22 protein-coding genes and 1 riboswitch are annotated in these 20101 nt (G+C 73.3%); of the genes, 12 read left to right on the top strand and 10 right to left on the bottom strand.

What is annotated here, in order from left to right:
• The coding region (locus VE614_RS03045; protein ID WP_324931499.1) for a 3-deoxy-7-phosphoheptulonate synthase at nucleotides 1–178 on the top strand (178 nt) is incomplete at its 5' end.
• 169 nt (nucleotides 179–347) lie between these two features.
• Nucleotides 348–572, top strand: coding sequence for a (2Fe-2S)-binding protein (locus tag VE614_RS03040; protein ID WP_324931493.1), 225 nt, complete (start codon nucleotides 348–350; stop codon nucleotides 570–572).
• Here the strand turns inward: VE614_RS03040 and bfr are convergent.
• Nucleotides 569–1048: a bacterioferritin gene (gene bfr / locus VE614_RS03035; protein WP_324931490.1), complete on the bottom strand. Its 480-nt coding sequence runs from the start codon at nucleotides 1046–1048 to the stop codon at nucleotides 569–571. The two genes, VE614_RS03040 and bfr, sit on opposite strands and share 4 nt — an antisense overlap.
• 176 nt (nucleotides 1049–1224) lie before the next feature.
• On the opposite strand from bfr, the gene VE614_RS03030 reads away from it, so the two are divergent.
• Entirely contained in the window at nucleotides 1225–1857 is a 633-nt protein-coding gene (locus VE614_RS03030) for a sulfite oxidase-like oxidoreductase (RefSeq protein WP_324931487.1), read from the top strand.
• Nucleotides 1858–1898: 41 nt separating this feature from the next.
• Here VE614_RS03030 and VE614_RS03025 read toward each other — a convergent pair whose 3' ends face one another.
• The 5 genes from VE614_RS03025 to thiO form a co-directional block, all read right to left on the bottom strand.
• Complete coding sequence (locus VE614_RS03025; protein ID WP_324931485.1) at nucleotides 1899–2777, bottom strand: deoxyribonuclease IV; 879 nt, start codon at nucleotides 2775–2777, stop codon at nucleotides 1899–1901.
• A gap of 129 nt (nucleotides 2778–2906) precedes the next feature.
• Complete coding sequence (pknB, locus tag VE614_RS03020; RefSeq protein WP_324931482.1) at nucleotides 2907–4838, bottom strand: Stk1 family PASTA domain-containing Ser/Thr kinase; 1932 nt, start codon at nucleotides 4836–4838, stop codon at nucleotides 2907–2909.
• A 101-nt stretch (nucleotides 4839–4939) separates the two neighbouring features.
• The gene (locus VE614_RS03015) at nucleotides 4940–5734 is read right to left on the bottom strand and encodes a thiazole synthase (protein ID WP_324931479.1); all 795 of its coding nucleotides are present in this window, start codon (nucleotides 5732–5734) and stop codon (nucleotides 4940–4942) included.
• 3 nt (nucleotides 5735–5737) lie between these two features.
• Nucleotides 5738–5938, bottom strand: a complete 201-nt coding sequence (gene thiS / locus VE614_RS03010) for a sulfur carrier protein ThiS (RefSeq protein WP_324931476.1) — start codon at nucleotides 5936–5938, stop codon at nucleotides 5738–5740.
• Nucleotides 5935–7125 (bottom strand): glycine oxidase ThiO, encoded by a 1191-nt coding sequence (thiO, locus tag VE614_RS03005; protein ID WP_324931473.1) that lies wholly within the window; start codon nucleotides 7123–7125, stop codon nucleotides 5935–5937. The genes thiS and thiO overlap by 4 nt, the downstream gene beginning before the upstream one ends.
• Nucleotides 7123–7234, bottom strand: a riboswitch (TPP riboswitch). It overlaps the preceding gene by 3 nt.
• Before the next feature lie 52 nt (nucleotides 7235–7286).
• Here thiO and VE614_RS03000 point away from each other — a divergent pair.
• From VE614_RS03000 to VE614_RS02975, 6 genes are all read left to right on the top strand, one after another.
• The gene (locus VE614_RS03000; RefSeq protein ID WP_324931471.1) at nucleotides 7287–7658 is read left to right on the top strand and encodes a hypothetical protein; all 372 of its coding nucleotides are present in this window, start codon (nucleotides 7287–7289) and stop codon (nucleotides 7656–7658) included.
• Nucleotides 7659–7690: 32 nt separating this feature from the next.
• Nucleotides 7691–8932, top strand: a complete 1242-nt coding sequence (locus tag VE614_RS02995) for an FAD-dependent oxidoreductase (protein ID WP_324931467.1) — start codon at nucleotides 7691–7693, stop codon at nucleotides 8930–8932.
• 90 nt (nucleotides 8933–9022) lie between these two features.
• On the top strand, nucleotides 9023–9388 hold the full coding sequence (locus VE614_RS02990) for an Rv2175c family DNA-binding protein (RefSeq protein WP_324931464.1): 366 nt from the start codon (nucleotides 9023–9025) through the stop codon (nucleotides 9386–9388).
• 168 nt (nucleotides 9389–9556) lie between these two features.
• Complete coding sequence (gene thiE / locus VE614_RS02985) at nucleotides 9557–10213, top strand: thiamine phosphate synthase (protein WP_324931461.1); 657 nt, start codon at nucleotides 9557–9559, stop codon at nucleotides 10211–10213.
• 215 nt (nucleotides 10214–10428) lie between these two features.
• Nucleotides 10429–11352: a methylenetetrahydrofolate reductase [NAD(P)H] gene (gene metF / locus VE614_RS02980; RefSeq protein WP_324931458.1), complete on the top strand. Its 924-nt coding sequence runs from the start codon at nucleotides 10429–10431 to the stop codon at nucleotides 11350–11352.
• A 56-nt stretch (nucleotides 11353–11408) separates the two neighbouring features.
• Nucleotides 11409–12332, top strand: coding sequence for a hypothetical protein (locus VE614_RS02975; protein WP_324931455.1), 924 nt, complete (start codon nucleotides 11409–11411; stop codon nucleotides 12330–12332).
• 28 nt (nucleotides 12333–12360) lie between these two features.
• Here the strand turns inward: VE614_RS02975 and VE614_RS02970 are convergent, their stop codons facing one another.
• The 4 genes from VE614_RS02970 to VE614_RS02955 all read right to left on the bottom strand — a co-directional run bounded on the left by VE614_RS02970 (nucleotide 12361) and on the right by VE614_RS02955 (nucleotide 17989).
• Nucleotides 12361–13860 (bottom strand): NAD(P)/FAD-dependent oxidoreductase, encoded by a 1500-nt coding sequence (locus VE614_RS02970; RefSeq protein ID WP_324931452.1) that lies wholly within the window; start codon nucleotides 13858–13860, stop codon nucleotides 12361–12363.
• Between the two features lie 425 nt (nucleotides 13861–14285).
• Entirely contained in the window at nucleotides 14286–14915 is a 630-nt protein-coding gene (locus VE614_RS02965) for a TetR/AcrR family transcriptional regulator (RefSeq protein ID WP_324931449.1), read from the bottom strand.
• Nucleotides 14916–14964: 49 nt separating this feature from the next.
• A complete protein-coding gene (locus VE614_RS02960) occupies nucleotides 14965–17049 on the bottom strand; it encodes a YhgE/Pip domain-containing protein (RefSeq protein ID WP_324931446.1) in 2085 nt (694 codons plus the stop codon).
• On the bottom strand, nucleotides 17021–17989 hold the full coding sequence (locus tag VE614_RS02955; protein ID WP_414719491.1) for an ATP-binding cassette domain-containing protein: 969 nt from the start codon (nucleotides 17987–17989) through the stop codon (nucleotides 17021–17023). Before VE614_RS02955 ends, VE614_RS02960 begins: the two co-directional genes overlap by 29 nt.
• A 178-nt stretch (nucleotides 17990–18167) precedes the next feature.
• Between VE614_RS02955 and VE614_RS02950 the strand changes: the two genes are divergently transcribed.
• The 3 genes from VE614_RS02950 to VE614_RS02940 all read left to right on the top strand — a co-directional run.
• Nucleotides 18168–18764, top strand: a complete 597-nt coding sequence (locus VE614_RS02950; RefSeq protein ID WP_324931440.1) for an SAV_6107 family HEPN domain-containing protein — start codon at nucleotides 18168–18170, stop codon at nucleotides 18762–18764.
• Nucleotides 18765–18910: 146 nt separating this feature from the next.
• Nucleotides 18911–19729 (top strand): methyltransferase, encoded by an 819-nt coding sequence (locus VE614_RS02945; RefSeq protein ID WP_324931437.1) that lies wholly within the window; start codon nucleotides 18911–18913, stop codon nucleotides 19727–19729.
• A 296-nt stretch (nucleotides 19730–20025) separates the two neighbouring features.
• Nucleotides 20026–20101: DUF3040 domain-containing protein (locus tag VE614_RS02940; protein WP_324931495.1), on the top strand; the 76-nt coding region annotated here is incomplete at its 3' end.

Below are 20101 nucleotides of genomic sequence, written 5' to 3'. Positions count from 1 at the left end.
CGGCGGCATCCACGTCGAGCTGACCGGCGACGACGTCACCGAATGCGTCGGCGGCGGCGACGAGATCTTCGTCGACGACCTCCACCAGCGCTACGAGACCGCCTGCGACCCCCGCCTCAACCGCAGCCAGTCCCTCGACCTCGCCTTCCTCGTCGCGGAGATGTACAGGGACCAGTGACGGGGTCACCTGTTACCGGCTGTTTTCGGCCATAAAGTGGGGCGCGGATCACATACGATCCGCGCCCCACTTCTCTTTTGCGGGTCCGGTGGGATGGGTAAGGTTAGGTTTGCCTCACCGATCAACGGGGACGGCACCACTCAAGCGATCCCTGCGGGAGGTGAACCGCGTGTACGTCTGCTCTTGCTTCGGCGTCACCGAGCAGCAGGTCAAGCAGCACGCGGAGAACGGCGCCTGCACCCCCCGCCAGATAGCCTCCGCCTGCAAGGCGGGTACGGACTGCGGGTCGTGCGTACGTCGTATTCAGGCCATCCTGGGTCGCGGCGCCTGCCCCCGGCGGGAGCTGGCCGACCAGGGCAAGGCGGTGCTCGCCGGCCTGGAAGAGGCCGCCTAGCTCTCCGGCTGCTCGATCAGCTGTGCGAGGTAGAGCGCCTCGCCCAGCTTCTCGATCAGGTCGAGCTGGGTGTCGAGGTAGTCGATGTGGTGCTCCTCGTCCTCCAGGATCGACTCGAAGATGTTCGCCGACGTGATGTCGCCCTTCTCGCGCATCACCTTGATGCCGCGCTTGAGCCGGTCGATCGCCTCCACCTCGATCTGCCGGTCGGCCTCGAACATCTCCTTGACCGTCTGGCCGACCCGCACATGGAACAGCCGCTGGTAATTCGGCAGCCCGTCCAGGAACAGGATCCGGTCGGTCAGCACCTCGGCGTGCTTCATCTCGTCGAACGACTCGTGCCGCGTGTACTTGGCGAGCTTCGTCCAGCCGAAGTTCTCCTGCATCTTGGCGTGCAGGAAGTACTGATTGATCGCGGTCAGCTCACCGGTCAGCTGCTCGTTGAGGAACTCGATGACCTCGGGGTCGCCCTGCATCGCAGAGGCTCCTTCCACACGGAGGAACGGGGAGGTTGCCGCCGCATGATTGCACCGCATCTCGAAGATCGTCCAGTAAGTGCGTACTTAGTAAGTAAGTGCATGCTTACTGCGAGTTGCCCGTTTCCAGGCCTGCCTGGTCATGTGCACCGGGCGGGGTCTGTCAGGATGGAGACATGGGTCATCCGGTGGAGCGCGAAACAGGAGAAGCAGCACGGTCCGAGCTTCCGCCGGGGCAGCGAGTGCAGCGTGGCTGGCCGGTCACGCACTACGGCCCGGTGCCCAAGTTCCGGCCCGAGCGCTGGGAGTTCAGGGTCTTCGGCGCGACGGCTGACGGCGAGAAGCGCGGCTGGACCCACGAGGAGTTCACGGCCCTGCCGTACACCACCGTGGTCGCCGATCTGCACTGTGTGACGAAGTTCAGCATGCTGGGCGCGGAGTGGGGCGGAATCCCCGCGCGGACCATTCTGGAGATCGCGCCACCCGCCGGGAATGTCACCCATGTGATGGTGTGGGCGGAGTACGGCTTCAGCTCGAATCTGCGCCTGTCCGACTTCGCCGACGAGCGCACGATCTTCGCCACCCACAAGGACGGTGAACTGCTCACCGCCGAGCACGGCTTCCCGCTCCGCCTGGTGGTGCCGCACCTGTACGCCTGGAAGGGCCCGAAGTGGGTCCGCGGCGTGGAGTACATGACCGCCGACCGCCGCGGCTTCTGGGAGGAGCGCGGCTATCACAACATCGGCGACCCCTGGAAGGAGCAGCGCTACTCCTACCAGGAGGAGCCCGGGGAGGGCCCCGAGCTCTGACCAGCGCTTTCCCAGACTCCCCCCGGCTCAGACCTCCCCGCTCAGACCTCGCGGAGCTTCTTCAGCCGCTCCACGTCCGCCGCGTGCCCTTCCTTCCCGCCGGGCGTCTCGATGATCAGCGGCACGCCCTCGGTGGCGGGGTGCGTCATCAGTGCCCGGAACGGGTCCTCGCCGATGTGACCGGCGCCGATGTTGGCGTGCCGGTCCTTGTGCGCGCCGACCACGTCCTTGGAGTCGTTGGCGTGGATCAGTTTCAGCCGGCCCTCGCCGACGGTGTCCACCAGCAGGTCGAGGGTCTGGTGCATCCCGCTCGGGCCGGTCAGATCGTGCCCGGCGGCGAAGATGTGGCAGGTGTCCAGACACACCCCCAGCTTCGGGTGGGCGTCCAGCGCCTCGAAGTACGGCCCGAAGTCCCAGGTGCGCGAGCAGAGCGAGGAACCCTGCCCGGCCGTCGACTCCAGCAGCAGGAACGGGTCGTCGTCGTGGGTCAGCTCGTCCAGCAGCGGCAGCAGGTGCTCCCGCACCTGCTTCAGCGCCACCGACCGGTCCCGCCCGCCGGTCGCGCTGCCGGTGTGGACGACCACGCCGAGCGCGCCGATCTCCCGCCCGCGCCGCAGCGAGTGCCGCAGCGACTCCACCGACCGCTCCACGGTCGCCTCGGTGTGCGAACCGAAGTTGATCAGATACGGGGCGTGGACGTACGCCGGGATCGATTCCGCAGCGCAGGCCGCCCGGAACTCCTCGTCCTGCCGTGGATTACCGGCCGGGGTGGCCCAGCCGCGCGGGTTGGCCACGAAGACCTGCACGGTCTCGGCCCGCAGATCACGGGCGTACGACAGGCCGACGGAGCTGAGGCCGCCGGCCACGGGGACGTGACCGCCGACGGGGTTGCGGAGGGGGCCGGGGACTTCGCTCTTCACCCGTTCAGGGTGTCATGGACCTTCCCGTGCCCCCGCCCGCGGAGCGTGTGCGGTGGCTTACAGCCGGAAGGCGACGCGTGGTGATCGCGGCCGTCAGCGGATCTGTCGGCGGATCTGTCGGCGGATCCGTCAGCGGATGGTGATCGTGATCGTGGCACCCTTCGGGGCCGTCCCGCCGCCGTCCACCGACTGGCTCTTGACCGTGTCGCCGAACAGGCCGAGCAGACCGCGGTCCTCGTCGACCTGGAAACCGGCGGCCTCCAGCTTGTCCCTCGCCTCGTCCACGCCGTCCCCGACCACGTCCGGGACCTCGACCATCACCGGGCCCTTGGACACGGTGAGGGTCACCGTGTCGCCCTCGGCGGCCCGGCCACCGGGGCCCGGGTTCTGCCGGGCGACCTGCCCCTTGTCGTACTCCGAGTGCACCCGCTGCTCGGCGACCCGCACCTTCAGACCGGCCTCCGTCAGGCGCTCCCGGGCGTCGGCGAGGCCCTGGCCGGTGACGTCCGGGACGTCGATGGGGCTGCCCTTGCTGACGGTGAGCGCGATCGCGGAGCCCGCCTTGCGTTCGGTGCCGGCCACGGGCTCCGTGCCGATCACGAAGCCCCTCGGGACGTCCGTGGAGAACTCCCGGGTGACCATGCCCGGCTCCAGGCCCTCGTCCTTCAGCACGCTGCGCGCCTTGTCCAGGCGGTAGCCCGCCAGGTCGGGCACCTTCACGGTCTGCGGACCGTCGGAGATGGTCAGCGTCACGGAGTCGTTCTGCCGTATCCGGCTGCCCGGCACGGGGTCGGTGCTGATGACCGTGCCCCGCTCGACCGTGTCGCTGTAGGCGTGCTTGACGTCGCCGACCTCCAGGCCCGCGTCCGCCAGCCGCCGCTCGGCCTGCTCCTGGGTCTTCGCCAGGACCGCCGGCACCTGGGTGAACTGGCCGGAATTGATGTACCAGACGCCCGCACCGACCCCGAGGACCAGCAGGACGGCGGCGACGATCGTGACCACCGTGCGCGGCGGCCGGGGGCGGCGCCGGGGCGCCGGGGCGGGCGGGCGCTCCAGCCGGCTGGTCCGGTCGACCGGCGGCGCGGCGGCCGCGTCGTCTCCGTCGACCGGCAGCGGGCGGGGCACGGTGAGCGCGCGCGGGATCACGCTCGTGCGGTCCTCCGCGTTGTCGTGCTCGGCTGCCAGCGCCTGCGGCGGGACCGCGTCGAGCTGGTCCTCGCTCAGCGCCGTCCGTGCCACGCGGACCTGCGCGAGCAGTGCCACGGCGTCGTACGGACGCACCTCGGGGGTCCGCGCGGTCGCCGACGCGACCAGTTCGTCCAGCTCGTACGCCAGGCCCGGGACGGCCGCCGAGGGCGGCGGGACATCCTCGTGGAGGTGCCGGTACAGCACCTGGGCGGGGGTGTCGCCGGCGTGCGGCTTGCCGCCCGTCAGCATCTCGTACAGCACCACACCGCAGGCGTAGACGTCCGCGCGCGGATCGGCGGTGCCCTGCTCGATCTGTTCGGGGGCCAGGTAGGAGACCGTGCCGAGGACGGTGCCGGTGGTGCTGGTGACGGTGTCGACCGAGCGGACCAGCCCGAAGTCGGCGACCTTCACCCGGCCGTCGTCCCCTATCAGGACGTTCTCCGGCTTCATGTCCCGGTGCACGAACCCCGCGCGGTGCGCGGCGCCGAGCGCGGCCAGCACCGGCTCCAGGATGTCCAGCGCGGCCCGGGGCGCGAGCGCGCCCCGCTCGCGCAGCACGTCGCGCAGGGTGCAGCCGGCGACGTACTCCATCGCCAGATAGACGTACGACCCCTCGGCGCCCTGGTCGAAGACCTGCACCACATTGGGGTGGGCGAGCCGGGCCACCGACTTCGCCTCCCGGATGAACCGCTCCACGAACGACGCGTCGGCCGCCAGCGTCGGGTGCATCACCTTCAGCGCGAGCACGCGGTCGAGGCGGGTGTCCACGGCCCGGTAGACCGTGGCCATCCCGCCGACCGCGATCCGCGCCTCGACGCGATAACGCCCGTCGAGCAGCTGCCCGACCAGAGGGTCCTGAAGGGTCGTGTCCACGCAGGTGAGTGTACGAGCCGCCACCGACACGGCCCGCCGCCGCGGGTGCCCCGGGAACGGACTGCAGCAGACCTGTGACCCTCCCCGGGGGCGCCGGTGGATCAGAACGCCGGGCGCTCCGGGTCCAGGCGTGCCCGGCCCTCCTGAGGGGAGGACGCCTCGGCGAAGTGGCGGCGGGGGATACGGCCCGCGCGGTGGGCCAGCCGGCCCGCCTCGACCGCGTGCCGCATGGCCTCCGCCATCAGCACCGGCTGCTGCGCCCGGGTGACCGCCGAGGCGAGCATCACGCCCGCGCAGCCCAGCTCCATGGCGAGCGCCGCGTCGGACGCCGTACCGGCGCCCGCGTCCAGGATCACCGGCACGCGCGCGTGCTCCACGATCAGCTGGAAGTTGTGCGGGTTGCGGATGCCGAGCCCGGAGCCGATGGGGGAGCCGAGCGGCATGATCGCGGCGCAGCCCACGTCCTGGAGCTTCCTGGCCAGCACCGGGTCGTCGTTGGTGTAGGGCAGCACCGTGAACCCGTCGTCGACCAGCGTCTCCGCGGCCTCCAGCAGCTCGATCGGGTCCGGCAGCAGGGTGCGCTCGTCGGCGATGACCTCCAGCTTGATCAGGTCCGTGCCGAGCGCTTCGCGGGCCAGCCGCGCGGTGAGCACCGCCTCGCCGGCGGTGAAGCAGCCGGCCGTGTTCGGCAGCACCCGGATGCCCAGCCGGTCCAGGACGGACAGCACCGAGCCGTGCACCTCGGGGTTCACCCGCCGCATCGCGACCGTGGTCAGTTCGGTCCCGGAGGCCACCAGGGCCCGTTCCAGGACCTCCAGGCTGGGCGCGCCGCCGGTGCCCATGATCAGCCGGGACGTGAAGGTCGTACCAGCGAGGACGAAGGGGTCGTCGGCCATGGGTCAGCCTCCTTGGACGGCGGTGAGGACTTCGATCCGGTCTCCGTCGGAGAGCGCGGTCGTCGCCCACTGCGCGCGCGGGACGACGGTTTCGTTGAGGGCGGCGGCCACTCCGGAGGGCGCCGTGGTGAGCGCGCGGACCAGGGTGTCGAGGGCCGTGCCGGGCGCGACCTCGCGGGCCTCGCCGTTGACCGAGATGTTCATGCGGGCTGCTCCATGAGTGCGGCGGTGAAGCGCTTGGGGGTGAACGGGCGGGCCTCCTCCGGCAGTTCACCGGTGATCAGGGCGTGCGCGAGGGCGTCGCCGGTCACCGGGGTCAGCAGCACCCCGTTGCGGTAGTGGCCGGTGGCCAGCAGCAGGCCGTCGAGGTCGGTCGGGCCGAGCAGCGGCGCGTTGTCGGGGGAGCCGGGGCGCAGCCCCGCGCGGGTCTCCGTCAGCGGCAGCTCGGTGATGCCGGGCACCAGCTCGTGGGCGTCGCGCAGCAGCTCGTAGACGCCGCCCGCGGTCACCGTGGTGTCCCAGCCCAGCTCCTCGCTGGTCGCGCCGACGACCAGTTCGCCGTTCTCGCGCGGCACCAGGTAGACGTGGCTGCCGCGCACCACGGCCCGGACGGTCCGGCTCAGGAACGGCGCGTACCGCTCGGGCACCGTCAGCCGCAGCACCTGGCCCTTCACGGGCCGCACCGGCGGCAGGACGGCCTCCGGGACGCCCGCCAGACGCCCGCTGAGGCTGCCGGCGGCGAGCACCACCTGCCCCGCGCCCAGCGCGGTCCCGTCGGCCGTGACGACGCCCGTGGCCCGGTCCCGGGCGACGGTGAGCCGGTCCGCGCGGACGCGGTGGAACACCACTCCCGTCCGCTCGCACGCCGTCACCAGCGCCGCCGCGAGCCGCCGAGGGTCGATCTGGTGGTCGCCGTCGACCCGCAGGCCCCCGCGCACGCCGGGCGCGAGCATCGGTTCCAGGCGCCGGCACTCGCGCCCCGACAGCCACTCCGACCGAAGGCCCGACGCCCTTTGCAGGGCGTGCAGTTCGCGCAGGTGGGCGCGGTCGTCGGCGTCCAGCGCGACGGCGAGCGTGCCGCACTGGCGGTAGCCGAGGTCGTACCCGGTCAGCTCGGTCAGCTCGGCCGCGAACTCGGGGTAGCGGCGCGCGGAGGCGAGGTTCAGGCCGAGCAGGGTCTCCTCGCCGTAGTGCAGTTCGGTGACGGCGGCGAGCATCCCGGCCGCCACCTGGGCGGCCCCGCCGCCCGGTTCGGGGTCCAGCACCGCCGTGGCGAGCCCGCGCTGAGCGGCCCGCCACGCTGTGACCAGGCCGATGATCCCGCCCCCGATGACCAGGACGTCGGGGGTGACGTCGGCTCTGACGTCGGATGTGTCGGACGTACGCGACATGGGCGTCCAGCCCCTCCCTTCGCCGGCATGACCCGGATCAGGTTCGTACGGTCGGAGGCCGCCAGCCTCCCTCTCAGCCCGGTGCGTCCGGGCTCCCGCGAGTGCTTTACGGTGGCCACCCTAGCCCGCCGCCGTATGTCTCAGTAAGGGAGCCTCCGCCCGTGGCCCGTACTCTCGACGGTCTCGTCCTCGCCCCCGTCACCGACCAGGCCCCCGGCCAGGTGGGCACGCGCACGCGGTTCGCCTACCACGAGAAGGACGGCGAGATCTGGGCCGAGTACGCGGGCGGCGATGTCGTCCGCGGGCACCTTGTGGGCACCCGGGAGGGCGACCGGCTGGACTTCCGGTACGTCCAGCTGACGCAGGACGGGACGACGTCCTCCGGGCACTGCGTGTCCCGGGTGGTGGAGCTGCCCGACGGGCGGGTGCGGCTGGAGGAGACCTGGGAGTGGGAGTCCCGGCCGGGCCGCGGGACGAGCGTGGTCGAGGAGATCCCGGCGGATGTGCAGCAGGTCACGGGTGACGCCCCCTGACTGACGGTTTGTCAGTTGTCTATGGTGATCAGGTGAGCGAGCAGACGCAGGAACGGGATTCGTCCGCACCGCGGCGGGTGGTCGTGGCCGGCGCCGGCATGGCCGGCGTGCAGACCGCGGTCGCCCTGCGAGAACAGGGCTTCACCGGCACGGTGACCCTGATCGGCGCGGAGCCCCATCAGCCGTACGACCGGCCGCCGCTGTCCAAGGCCGTCCTGCTCGGCACCGCCGAGGGCTCCGCCTTCGACGTCGACTTCGAGGCGCTCGGTATCGAGCTGCACCTCGGGCGCGAGGTGCTGGGCGTGCGCCCCGCCGACCACGAGCTGGACACCGAGGCCGGGCCGGTGCCGTACGACGTCCTGGTCGTCGCCACCGGCGCAGAGCCGATCCCGCTGCCGGGCGCCGAGGGCGTCCCCGGGGTGCATCTGCTGCGCACCCTGGACGACGCCGAGCGGCTGCGGCCGGTGCTCGGCAGGCAGCACGACATCGTGGTCGTCGGCGCGGGCTGGATCGGCGCGGAGTTCGCGACCGCCGCGCGGGAGGCGGGCTGCGCGGTGACCGTCGTGGAGGCCGCCGCCCGGCCGCTCGCCGGGGCGCTGCCCGCGGAGGTGGCCGCGCCCATGGCCGCCTGGTACGCCGACGCCGGGGCCGAGCTGCGGACCCACGCGCGCGTGGAGCGCGTCGAGCCGGGCGCGGTGCTGCTCGGCGACGGGACGCGGCTGCCCGCCGGGGCCGTGGTCGTCGGCATCGGCGCCCGCCCCGCCACGGCCTGGCTGGCGGGCTCCGGCATCGAGCGGGGCACGCACGGCGAGGTCGTCGCGGACGCCGGTCTGCGCACCTCCGCGCCGGACGTGTACGCCGTCGGCGACTGCGCGTCCTTCCCCTCCGCGCGCTACGGCGAGCGCCTGCTGGTGCACCACTGGGACAACGCCCTCCAGGGCCCCCGCACGGTCGCCGCCAACATCATCGGCACCGCCACCGCGGAGCCCTCGGCGGTCTACGACCCGGTCCCGTACTTCTGGTCCGAGCAGTTCGGCCGGTTCGTCCAGTACGCCGGGCACCACGCGTCCGCCGACGCCCTCGTGTGGCGCGGCGACCCGTCCGGGCCCGCCTGGAGCGTCTGCTGGCTGCGCGAGCGGCGCCTGGTCGCCCTGCTGGCCGTGGGCCGCCCGAGGGACCTGGCCCAGGGCCGCCGCCTGATCGAATCGGGGACCGCGATGGACGCGGAGCTGCTCACGGACCCCGGCCGGCCGCTGAAGTCGGCGACGGCGTGACCGGCCGGGCGGCCGCGCCGCCCACTCCGTCGGCCCTGCCGCGACCGCCCCGGCTACCGACTGTCAGTCCGGGATGGCAGGCTTGGTCACGTGACCGAGATTGACGCAAAGATCGATGCTCTCGTCCCCGCCTGGCTCACCCTCCCCGACATCGCCGAAATGCTCGGCGTCGAGGTGACGCGCGTCCGGCAGCTGGTCAAGGACGGCCAGCTCATCGCCGTGCGCCGTGGTGAGAACCGCGCGCTGCACGTCCCCGCCGCCTTCATCGACGGGGACAAGGTCGTCAAGGGCCTGTCCGGGACCCTGACGCTCCTGCGGGACGACGGCTTCACGGACGAAGAGATGCTGGAGTGGCTCTTCACCCCCGATGACAGCCTGCCCGGCACCCCCGCGCAGGCCCTCAGCGAGAATCGCGGCACGGAGGTGAAGCGCCGGGCCCAGGCGCTCGCCGTGTGATCCGAGCAGACTGACCCGAACAACCGTCCGGAGTACGGGCCGCGGCGCCCACCCAGCCGGGGCCGTGGTTCACTGCGGCGCGCGCCCGCGCCACGGGACCGAGACGCACCGCGGCCCGTGGCGGGCCCGGCCGCGGCCCGTACGCCACCGATCACGGGGGACACACCCATGCCCGACACCGCCACCTCCGCCCGCGCCCGGCTCGCCGACGCCCGGCTCTACCTCTGCGTGGACGCCCGCAGGCGCCAGGGCGACCTGCCCGAGTTCCTGGACGCGGTCCTGGCCGGCGGCGTGGACATCGTGCAGCTGCGCGACAAGGGCATGGAGGCCGGCGAGGAGCTGGCGCACCTGGAGGTCTTCGCGGACGCCTGCGCGCGGCACGGCAAGCTGCTCGCGGTCAACGACCGCGCGGACGTCGCCCATGCCGCGCGCGCGGACGTGCTCCACCTCGGCCAGGGCGACCTGCCGGTCCCCGCTGCCCGCGCCGTCCTCGGTGACGAGGTGCTGATCGGCCGCTCCACCCACGCCGAGTCCGAGGCCGCCGCGGCGGCCGTCCAGGAGGGCGTGGACTACTTCTGCACGGGCCCGTGCTGGCCCACTCCCACCAAGCCGGGCCGCCACGCCCCCGGCCTCGACCTGGTGCGGTACACCGCGGCCCTGGGCACCGGCCGCCCCTGGTTCGCCATCGGCGGCATCGACCTCGGCAACCTCGACGAGGTGCTGGACGCGGGGGCCCGCCGGGTCGTCGTGGTCCGCGCGATCACCGAGGCGGACGACCCCGGCGCCGCGGCGGCCGAGCTGGCGAAGCGGCTCCGGGAGGCGTAGGCCCGGTCTTCCGCGCCGGCCCCGGGCCCGCGCCGGCCCCGGGCCCGCGCCGATCCCGGACCCGCGCCGGCCCCGGGCCCGGGCCCGCGCCGATCCCGGGCCCGCGCCGATCCCGGTGTCCGCCGGTTGTCCAAGGGGTGGACAACAAAGTGACGAATCGGGCAAATCTCCTGCTTCCGGTTGGGTGACCCCCGGCCCCTGGCTAACCTGCCCGTATGGCCCTCGGCACCGCATCCACCAGGTCGGATCACGCCCCGACCGTCCGCGACATGCTCGCGACCGGCAAGACGACGTACTCGTTCGAGTTCTACGCCCCGAAGACCCCGAAGGGCGAGCGGATGCTGTGGAACGCGCTGCGCCGGGTCGAGGCCGTGGCGCCCGACTTCGTCTCCGTGACCTACGGCGCCGGCGGCTCCACCCGCGCCGGCACCGTCAAGGCGACCGAGGCGATCGCCTCGGACACCACCCTCACGCCGATCGCCCACCTCACCGCGGTCGACCACTCGGTGGCCGACCTGCGCAACATCATCGGCCAGTACGCCGACGCCGGGATCCGCAACATGCTCGCGCTGCGCGGCGACCCGCCCGGCGACCCGATGGGCGAGTGGGTGCCGCACCCTCAGGGCCTCACCTACGCCGCCGAACTGGTCGAACTGATCAAGGACTCCGGCGACTTCTGCGTCGGCGTCGCGGCCTTTCCCGCGATGCACCCGCGCTCCACCGAATGGGACACCGACGTCCGGCACTTCGTCGACAAGTGCCGCGCGGGCGCGGACTACGCGATCACCCAGATGTTCTTCCACCCGGAGGACTACCTGCGGCTGCGCGACCGCGTCGCCGCGGCGGGCTGCGACACCCCGATCATCCCCGAGGTGATGCCCATCGGCAGCGTGAAGACACTGGAGCGGATCCCGTCCCTCACCAACGCCGCGTTCCCGGCCGCCCTGAAAGAGCGGATCCTCACAGCCAAAGACGATCCGGCCGCTGTACGCTCCATCGGTATCGACTTCGCCACGGAGTTCTGCGCGCGGCTGCTGTCCGAGGGAGTTCCCGGACTGCACTTCATCACGCTCAACAACTCCACGGCGACGCTGGAAATCTACGAGAACCTGGGCCTGCACCACCCACCGCGGGCCTAGACCGGCCGCCCGCTTTTACGACACACTGCGTAGCGGCCACTGGGAGAGGGGCGTACATGGGCTGGACGGTCCTCTACATCGCGTTCGGCATCGTCGCGCTGTGGCTGCTCGGCGAGGTGCTGCTGCAGTACAAGGCCCGGCTGCGCTGGCGACTGCTGGCGTTCGCCGGTTTCCTGGGTGTCGTCGTCGGTGTACTGATCCCGTCCGTCGTCGTGATCGGGCTGGGTGCCGCCGCGTTCGCGGTCGGGCAGACCTACGTCACGCTGTCGTTCCGCCGCGGCTTCGCGGCCGGCTGGGCGGTCACCGGCCGCCCCGCGCCCGGCGGCGGCAAGCGCAGCCGCCGCGACCGTCAGGAGCCCACCCTGGAGGTGTCCGACCTCCGGGCGGGCGACCACGCCGACACCACGCAGGGTGACGACGGCGGCCCCTACGGCGACGACCACGACCGCGACGACGTCTTCACCCCGGCCCGGCCCGCCGGGGCCCCCACGGCCGCCGGGACCACCGCCGTCTACGAGCCGCAGCCGATGCCCGACGACACCGGCTCCTACGGCGTGTACGGCGACTCCGGGCACCCGGGCGGCGATCGCTCCCAGGACCAGTACGCGGCCACCGCGCAGACCGCCGACCAGGGCTACGGCTACGACGGCTACTCCGGCTACGGCCAGGGGTACGGCTACGACACCACCGGCCAGCAGCAGTACGCCGCCTACTCCGACCCGTACATCGGCACCCAGACCTACAGCGGCGCCGCGTACGACCCCGCCTACGACACCCAGTACGCCCAGCAGGCCTACGGCCAGGACCAGTTCGCCACCGGCGGATACGGCGGCGAGACCCCGCCCGGTGGGGTGTGGGTCCCGCAGCAGCGCACCACCGACGACCCGTTCGGCGGCGACCTCCCGCCGGAGCAGCCGTACGGCTACCCGGGCGACGGTCAGGCGCAGGGCCAGGGCCACGACGAGCGCTACCGCTTCTGAGCGGTCCGGACCGCGCGGCCCCCGGGGCTCACTGAGAGCCCCGGAACTCCGGCCCCTCCACGATCAGCCCCGCGACCAGCGCGCCCGACATCCCCGCGTGCGGCAGCCCACCGCCCGGGTGCGACCAGCCGCCGACGGTGAACAGACCGGTGACACCGGTGGAGTTGGCCGGGTGCAGCAGCCGTCCCTCGCCCGCCGCCAGCGCCGGCGCCGGGACGGAGCCGTCCGCCGCACCGGTCGCCTCCGCGATGTCGGCGGGCGTGCGCACCTCGTGCCACAGCAGACGGTCCCGCAGACCGGGCACGGCGCGCTCGGCGACGGCCAGCACGCGGTCCGTGTGCCCCCGCAGCTCCTCCGCCGCGGCCCCCGCCGGGACCGCGGCCGTCAGCGTGACCGCCTCGTGGCTCGCGTCCGGGACCAGCGCGGGGTCGTCGGGCCGCAGCACGGTGACCGTGGGGAGCGCCGCCGTCCCCGCCCCGCCGTCGAACATGTACGCCAACTCGGCGTCCCGGTCGGGCGCGTGGACCACCGTGCGGTGCGCCGTCCCCGCCGGCCGCTCGCCGCGCAGCGCCAGCAGCACCGTCAGCCGGCTCGGCAGCCCGCGCCGGCCCGGGAGATCGCCCGCGCCCCGCACCGGCAGACCCGCGGTGACCCGGCCGAGCGTGCCGGGATCGACCCCGGCGACCACGAAGTCCGCGTCCGCCAGCGCGCCCCCGGCCAGTTCCACGCCCACCGCGCGGCCGTCCTTCTCCAGCACCCGCGCGACCTCGGCACCGAAGTGGAACTCCACCCGGCGCGCCAGGCAGCGGTCGTACACCGCGCGGGCCAGCTCGCGCAGCCCGCCGCGGACGTACCAGGTGCCGAAGGCGTGCTCCATGTACGGCAGCACGGCCGCGCTCGCCGGGGCAGTGCGCGGGTCCAGGCCGTACGCCAGCGCGTGGCTCTCCAGCAGGGCGGTCAGCCGGGGGTCGCGCAGCTCCCAGGCGCCGATCTCGGCGAGGGTGCCCGCGCGGCGGGTGCGCAGCAGCTTCCTGTGCGGGACCGCCGGGTAGGGCTCACGCTCGGCCAGCACCTGCCAGTTCGGCCACAGGGGCTCCTCCAGGAGCGGCCTGCGGGTGCGGTCCCAGGCTTCCCGCGCCCGCACCAGGAAGTCGCCCCAGCGCTCACCGGCCCCGGCGCCCAGGGCCTCGTCCAGGGCGGCCACCACACCCGCGCGGGAGGCGTTCGGCAGCGGGACCGCCGTGCCGTCCGGCAGCACATGCCGCGCCGAGGGATCGACCTGGACCAGCTCGACGCAGGCCTCCAGCGGTTCCTTGCCCGTCTTGACGAACAGATCCCGGTAGACCGCGGGCAGCGGCAGCAGCGCCGGTCCCGTGTCGAAGGAGAAGCCGTCCCGCTCCCACCGGCGCACCGCGCCGCCGTACGTCTCCGTACGCTCGTACACCGCCACCCGGTGGCCCGCGACGGCCAGCCGGGCAGCGGCCGCCATCGCGCCCATCCCGGCGCCGATCACCGCAATCCGTGCCATGTCTGCGACTTTATCGGCCGCCGCTGACAGTCAACTCCGTCGCACCCCCGGACCGTCTGGGGGTGAGCGCGCGGCACTGAGTACCCGTACCTAGGTGCCGAGATGAGTACGGGCGCGGATGGGGGCAGGCCCCCGCGGACGAGAGAGTGGGGGCACGGAGAAGGGGCGCGGCTCCGGCACCGGCGACACGGGGCGCCGGAACCGGAGCGGCCCTCGATCCGCTCCTTCCGCCGGCCCAGGTCGGCGGAGGCGAGGCACGGGGGAGACCCGGGGGACGACCGAACGGGGGGTTCCAACGGGGGAACGCACGGGGGAAACGGGGGGGTACGGGGGAACGGCAGGCGCCGGTCCGAGCAGTGGCCCGCGGGGGACGCGGCCACCTCGGACCGGCGCCTGCCGCCTGCCCGGCGCCGTTCGCCCGCGGCTCAGCGGCAGCCGCCCACCCGGCCCTGGAGCAGTCGGGACAGCGCCGCGTGGACGTCGTCGAGAGTGCGCTCCGGCTGGAAGGACTGCCAGTCCAGGGCGGCCACCAGGACCATCCCGACCAGCGCCGCCGCGGTCAGCTGGATGTCGATCTCCTCGGCCAGCTCGCCGTTCTCCACACCCGCGCGGAGCACGTCCTCCACGACCGCCACCACCTGCCGGCGCACCACCATGAGCGTGGACTGCCAGGCCCGGTTGGTGCGCCACAGCTCGGCCACGTAGAGCTGGGTGAAGGCCGGGTAGCGGGCGATGAAGCCGAGCCCCGCGCGGATCATCGCGTCCAGCGCGTCGACCCTGCTGCCGCCCTCCCGCTCGGTCTGCTCCGCCGCCTCCCTCAGGGACGCGGTGAGCAGCCCCACCCCGTGCCGCAGCAACTCCTCGAAGAGGACCGACTTGCTGGCGAAGTTGTAGTACACCGTGCCCTTGGCGACCCCGGCCCGCTCGGCGATCTCGTCGACGGTGGTGGCCGAGAAGCCCTGCTCGGCGATGAGCGTGACGGCCGCCTCGTAGAGCTTCTGCCGGGTGGCCTCGCGGCGCGTGCTGCCGCCCGACGGGGCGCTGCTGCTTTCCATGGCCCCGATTCTCACAGGAACGGCCACGGCGCGGGCACGCGAGGCGAGGTCACAGGGACAGCTCCGGGTGCAGCTTGTCCAGCGTCCACACCTGGCGTCGGCGGGCCGACAGGGCGGTCAGCGCGAGCGCGCCCACCGTGAAGGCCGCCAGCACCGCGCAGGCCTGCCAGACCGGGCCCAGCCCACCGCCCGTGATGAGCCTGCGCAGGGCCTCCACGATGTAGCTCATCGGCAGGTAGGGGTGGATCGCGTTGAAGAAGCCCGGGCTGGTCTGCACGGGATAGGTACCGCCCGCCGAGGTCAGCTGGAGCATCAGCAGGGCGAGCACCAGGATCCGGCCGGCCGCCCCGAAGCGGGCGTTGAGCAGCTGCACGATCGCCGCGAAGCAGCCCGTCACCAGGAACAGGAACCCCACCGTTCCGGCGGATCGGGCCATCTCCAGACCGACCGCCCAGTGCAGCACCGCCATCAGCGCCGCGGTCTGCGCGATGCCGATCGCCAGTACCGGCAGCCAGCCCGCCAGCGCGATCCGCCAGGCGGCGGCACCGGCGGCCAGCGCGCGCCGGTTCAGCGGCGGGATCAGCATGTACGCCACCATCGCGCCGACCCACAGGGACAGCGGGATGAAGTACGGGGCGAAACCCGTGCCGTAGTTGGGCGCCCGGTGCAGGGACTGCGAGGCGAGCTGTACCGGGTCCGCCATGACCTCGGTCCGCCGGTCGCGCTCGCGCTCGTCGTAGTCGGGGATCTTCTCCGCGCCGTCGTGCAGCCCGTCCGCGAGCTTGACCGAGCCGTCGACCAGCTTGTACATACCGCCGCTGAGGTCGTCAGCGCCGGTCTTCAGCTTGCCGACGCCCTCGTCCAGGTCCACGGAGCCGGTCTTCGCGGTGCCGAGTCCGGTGTGGAGCTTCGCGGCGCCCGCGGCGACCTTCCCGGCGCCCTCGTTCAGCTTGTTGATCCGCCGGACCGCGTCGTCCAGGTCCTCGGACAGGTGCGGCGCGCGGTCGGCGAGCGCCTGGGCCTGCTTCTGGAGCGTGGCCAGGTGCTTGTCGAGCTTCTTCAGGTCGCTGTCGTGCTCGGTGACCAGCGTGTCGAGGTCACCGGCGATCGAGGCCACGTCGGCGGCGGCGCCCTTGGCCAGCTTCAGGTCGGGGCAGGCCGCGTCGGGCAGCACCGCGTCCTCGCAGCGGGTCTTGTGGACGCCGTCCAGGGTGCCGGACGCCTCCCGCGCGCGCTGTGCCGCCGCCGGGGCCGTTTCGGTGAGGCTGTCCAGGTCGTCGCGGATCGTGCCGGCCGAGTCGGCGACGAACTGGGCGGTGTCCCCGATGAACTTCTCGTTGTCCTTCAGGAACGGCCCCACCTTGCCGGAGATCCCGTTGACCTTGTCGGCGAGCGCCTGGGTGCCCTCGGCGACCTTCTTCGAGCCGTCCTCCAGGTCGCCCGCGCCCGTGTGCAGCTTCTTCAGGCCCTTGGCCAGGTCACCGCTGCCGTCCTTGGCGTCCTTCAGACCGTCGGCGAGGTCCTTGGAGCCCTTCTCCGCCTTCCCGATGCCGCCCTTGAGCTTGTCGGCACCGCTCGCGGCCTTCACGGTCTCGCCGTGGATGTCGGAGAACGAGATGAAGATCTTGTCGAGGAAAGACCGCGACGCCTTGGTGGACGCCGCCGTGCGCACCTCGCTGAACACGGTCCGCGAGATCTGCCCGACGATGTAGTTGTTGGCGTCGTTGGTGCGCACCTGGAGCGCGCCCGTCTCGGGGGAGTCGCCGGAACTGGAGGCGATCCGCGCGCTGAAGTCCTCGGGCATGGTCAGCGACAGGTAGTACCGGCCGTCCTCCACGCCCGCGCGTGCCTCGGCGGCGCTCACCTCGTGCCAGTCGAAGACCTCGCTCTCGCGCAGCCCCCCGACGATGTCGTCGCCCGCGTTCAGCTTCTTCCCGCCGGCCGTGGCGCCCTTGTCGTCGTTCACCAGCGCCACCGGGATGCGGTCGAGCCGGCCGTACGGGTCCCAGAAGGACCACAGGTAGAGCGCCCCGTACAGCAGCGGCAGCAGCAACAGCGCCACCAGGGCGGCGCGCGGCAGCTTGCCCCGCGCGAAGCGCCGCAGCTCAAGCGCGGCCAGTTTCGGCGACCGCATCGGCCGTCTCCTTCACTTCGTCGTCGGGCTGGTCGGGCTGCTCGTCGGGCTGGTCGTGCGCCGCGGCGTCGTCGGGCTGGTCGGGCCGGCCGGCCTCGCCGGTCCCGCCGGACTCGGGCCCGGCCCCGGTGCCGGGCCCCGGGCCCGCCTCGGTCGCCTCGGCCTTCTCGGTCGCCTCGGGTCCCTGGGGTCCCTCGGCCCGCGGCGGTACGCCGTCCTCGTCGGTCCCGGTCGCCTCCGCCGCGCGCGTGGACACCACCACCGCGTCCTCGGGCGCCTCGCTGCACACCGCCAGCACCGTCGTCCCGGCCGCGGCGAGTGACCGGAGCAGCGCCCAGACCTCGGCCCGCTCGGCGTCCGACAGCTTCAGGTCGGTGTCGTCGACGCCGAGCAACCGCGGGCGGCCGATGAGCGCGAGGGCGACGGACAGCCGCAGCGCCTCCAGCCGTTCCAGGTCCCGTACGGCCGTCCGCAAGCCCTTGGGCAGGGCCTCCCGGTCGAGCCCCGCGGCGGTCAGGGCGGTGTCGATCCGCAGCGCGGCCTCGTCCCGGCGCTCGCCGCGCGGCCTGAGCAGCCCGCGCAGGGAGTCGCCGAACCGGCGCTGGAGCAGCACCCGCTCGCGCAGGTGCTCGCCCACGGTCAGCGACGGTTCCAGGTCGGTCACGCCCGGCACATGGGCGAGCGCGCTGACCCGCCGCAGCGCCGCCAGCTGCTTCGGCAGCCGGGCGTCACCGACGACCGCCGTCCCCTCGGTGACCTTCATCCGCCCGGTGAGGGCGAGCAACAGACACGTCCGCCCCGAGCCGGACGGCCCCTCGATCGCGATCAGCGACCCGGGTTCCGCCTCGACGCGGACGCCGCGGAACGCCCAGCCGCGGGGCCCCTCGACCCCCAGGTCCCGGGCGCTGACGGCGAGTCCGCCCGCCGCACGCTCTGCCACAGCACGTCCCCCCACGGGTGAGCCGACATTTGAACTGACTGGTCAGTGCAAAAACTAGCCCGAACCTTCGATCGAGGCAAAAGCGCAGGTCAGATCGGATTGTCAGTGCCATACCTCACGATGGGCACATACGGCACCCCGGAGGGCGTGCCGTCACCCAGACGACAGGAGGCTCGTCATGGCCAACTCGTCCGCCGCCGCCCGCCGGCGCCGCACCACCGGCCCTGCCCCCTCGCTGACCGGCCCCGCCCACGATGTGCACCCCGTCCTCCGCCGGGCCGCCGCCCCACCCGCCGCGCTCGACCTGCTCGCCCAGGCCCACGCCGGGCTCGACGAGGCCGCCGTCCTCGAAACGCCGAACGAGCGCTATGCCACGGCCCACCTCGCCGCCCTGCGCACCGCCGCCGCCGTGCTCGCCGCGCGCGGGCGCCCGGAGACCGGCCCACGACGCCGGGCCAGGATCCGGAGCGCCTGGGAAGTGCTCCCGGAGATCGCGCCCGAGCTGACCGAGTGGAGTGCCCTGTTCGCCTCCGGCGCCCGCCGCCGCGCCCGCGCCGAGGCGGGCATCCAGGGCGCGGCCAGCCGTCGCGACGCCGACGATCTGATACGCGACGTGGCGATGTTCCTCCGCCTCGTCGAACGGATGCTGGTGCTCCAGCCCGTGCTGCCGCAGCCGCGCCAGGGCCGGGAGGGACAGCGCCGCCAGGACCGCGAGGGGGGTGGCGATCCGGGCACCGGACACGGCGCCGGTCACGGGAGGCCCGACGCGGGCTGACCGGCACCGCGGTGACCAGGCAGGGCACCGGAGGCAATAGGGTGGAAGGCGCCTGAGGCCTTCCTCGCTCCGGTACCCCGGAGCCGGAAGGCACCCCGTTCGCTCCGCCGTGCAACAGGCGGTGCCGTGCCGAGGAGTCACCTGCCGTGTCGGACCCGATGCGCCCGCCCGTCTCCCACCACCACCCTCAAACGGCGTCGCTGCGCTCCGGCCCCTCCCGCCCCCGCGCCTCTCTCCGTACCGCCGTCGTCTGGGACGTCCTCCAGGACGCCCTGGACCGCCGGGTCAAGGCCACGGGCCGGGAGTCGCTGGACGTCCTGGACACCGGAGGCGGCAGCGGCAACTTCGCGGTGCCCGTCGCCCGCCTCGGCCACCGGGTCACCGTCGTCGACCCCAGCCCCAACGCGCTCTTCGCCCTGGAGCGCCGCGCCGCCGAGGCCGGCGTCGCCGACCGGGTGCGCGGGGTGCAGGGCGACGCCCACGGCCTGTTCGACGTGGCCGAGCGCGGCGGCTACGACGCGGTGCTCTGCCACGGTGTCCTGGAGTACGTCGACGACCCGGCCGAGGGCGTCCGCAACGCCGTAGCCGCCCTGCGCCCCGAGGGCGTGCTCAGCCTGCTCGCCGCCGGACTGGGCGGCGCCGTGCTCGCCCGGGCCCTCGCCGGCCACTTCACCGAGGCCAAGCAGGCCCTGGACGACCCGAACGGCCGCTGGGGCGCGGGTGACCCCATGCCGCGCCGCTTCACCGCCGACCAGCTCACCGAACTGGTCGAGGGCGCGGGCCTGCGGGTCGGCGGCGTGCACGGGGTGCGGGTCTTCGCCGACCTGGTGCCCGGCGTCCTGGTGGACACCGAGCCCGGAGCCATGGACGCGCTGCTCACGCTGGAGGCCGCGGCGGCCGAGCTGCCGGCCTTCCACGCCGTGGCCACACAGCTTCATGTGCTGGGTGAGGCACGGGGCGAGTGAAGGGGCGGACGGGTTTGCGTCCGCCTCCTGTGACGCGCCGCTGATCAGGGCATTGGTTGCGGATGGAGTACGCCACAGGCCGCCCGATCGGGCGGTTCGCGCCGTATGATCGAGGGAGACCGCCTGGCATGACGGGTCGGCGGCTGGGGAATGCAAGCCTCAGCGAGCCGGGCCGAGCATGACGGAATCCGGTTGGCCAATTGGCGTAGAGGGGCGGGTTTCACGGGGGCGATTCCCTGCCTATCCTGAAGGGACCCCCCGAGTCGCCCCGGCGACTGCACGATGAGGAGGACTCCGTGCCGCTCTCAGAGCACGAGCAGCGCATGCTCGAGCAGATGGAGCGAGCGCTGTACGCCGAAGATCCCAAGTTCG

The sequence above is a fragment of the Streptomyces sp. genome (assembly GCF_035645055.1).
Lineage (GTDB): Bacteria > Actinomycetota > Actinomycetes > Streptomycetales > Streptomycetaceae > Streptomyces.
This window is presented reverse-complemented; position numbering and strand designations above follow the sequence as displayed.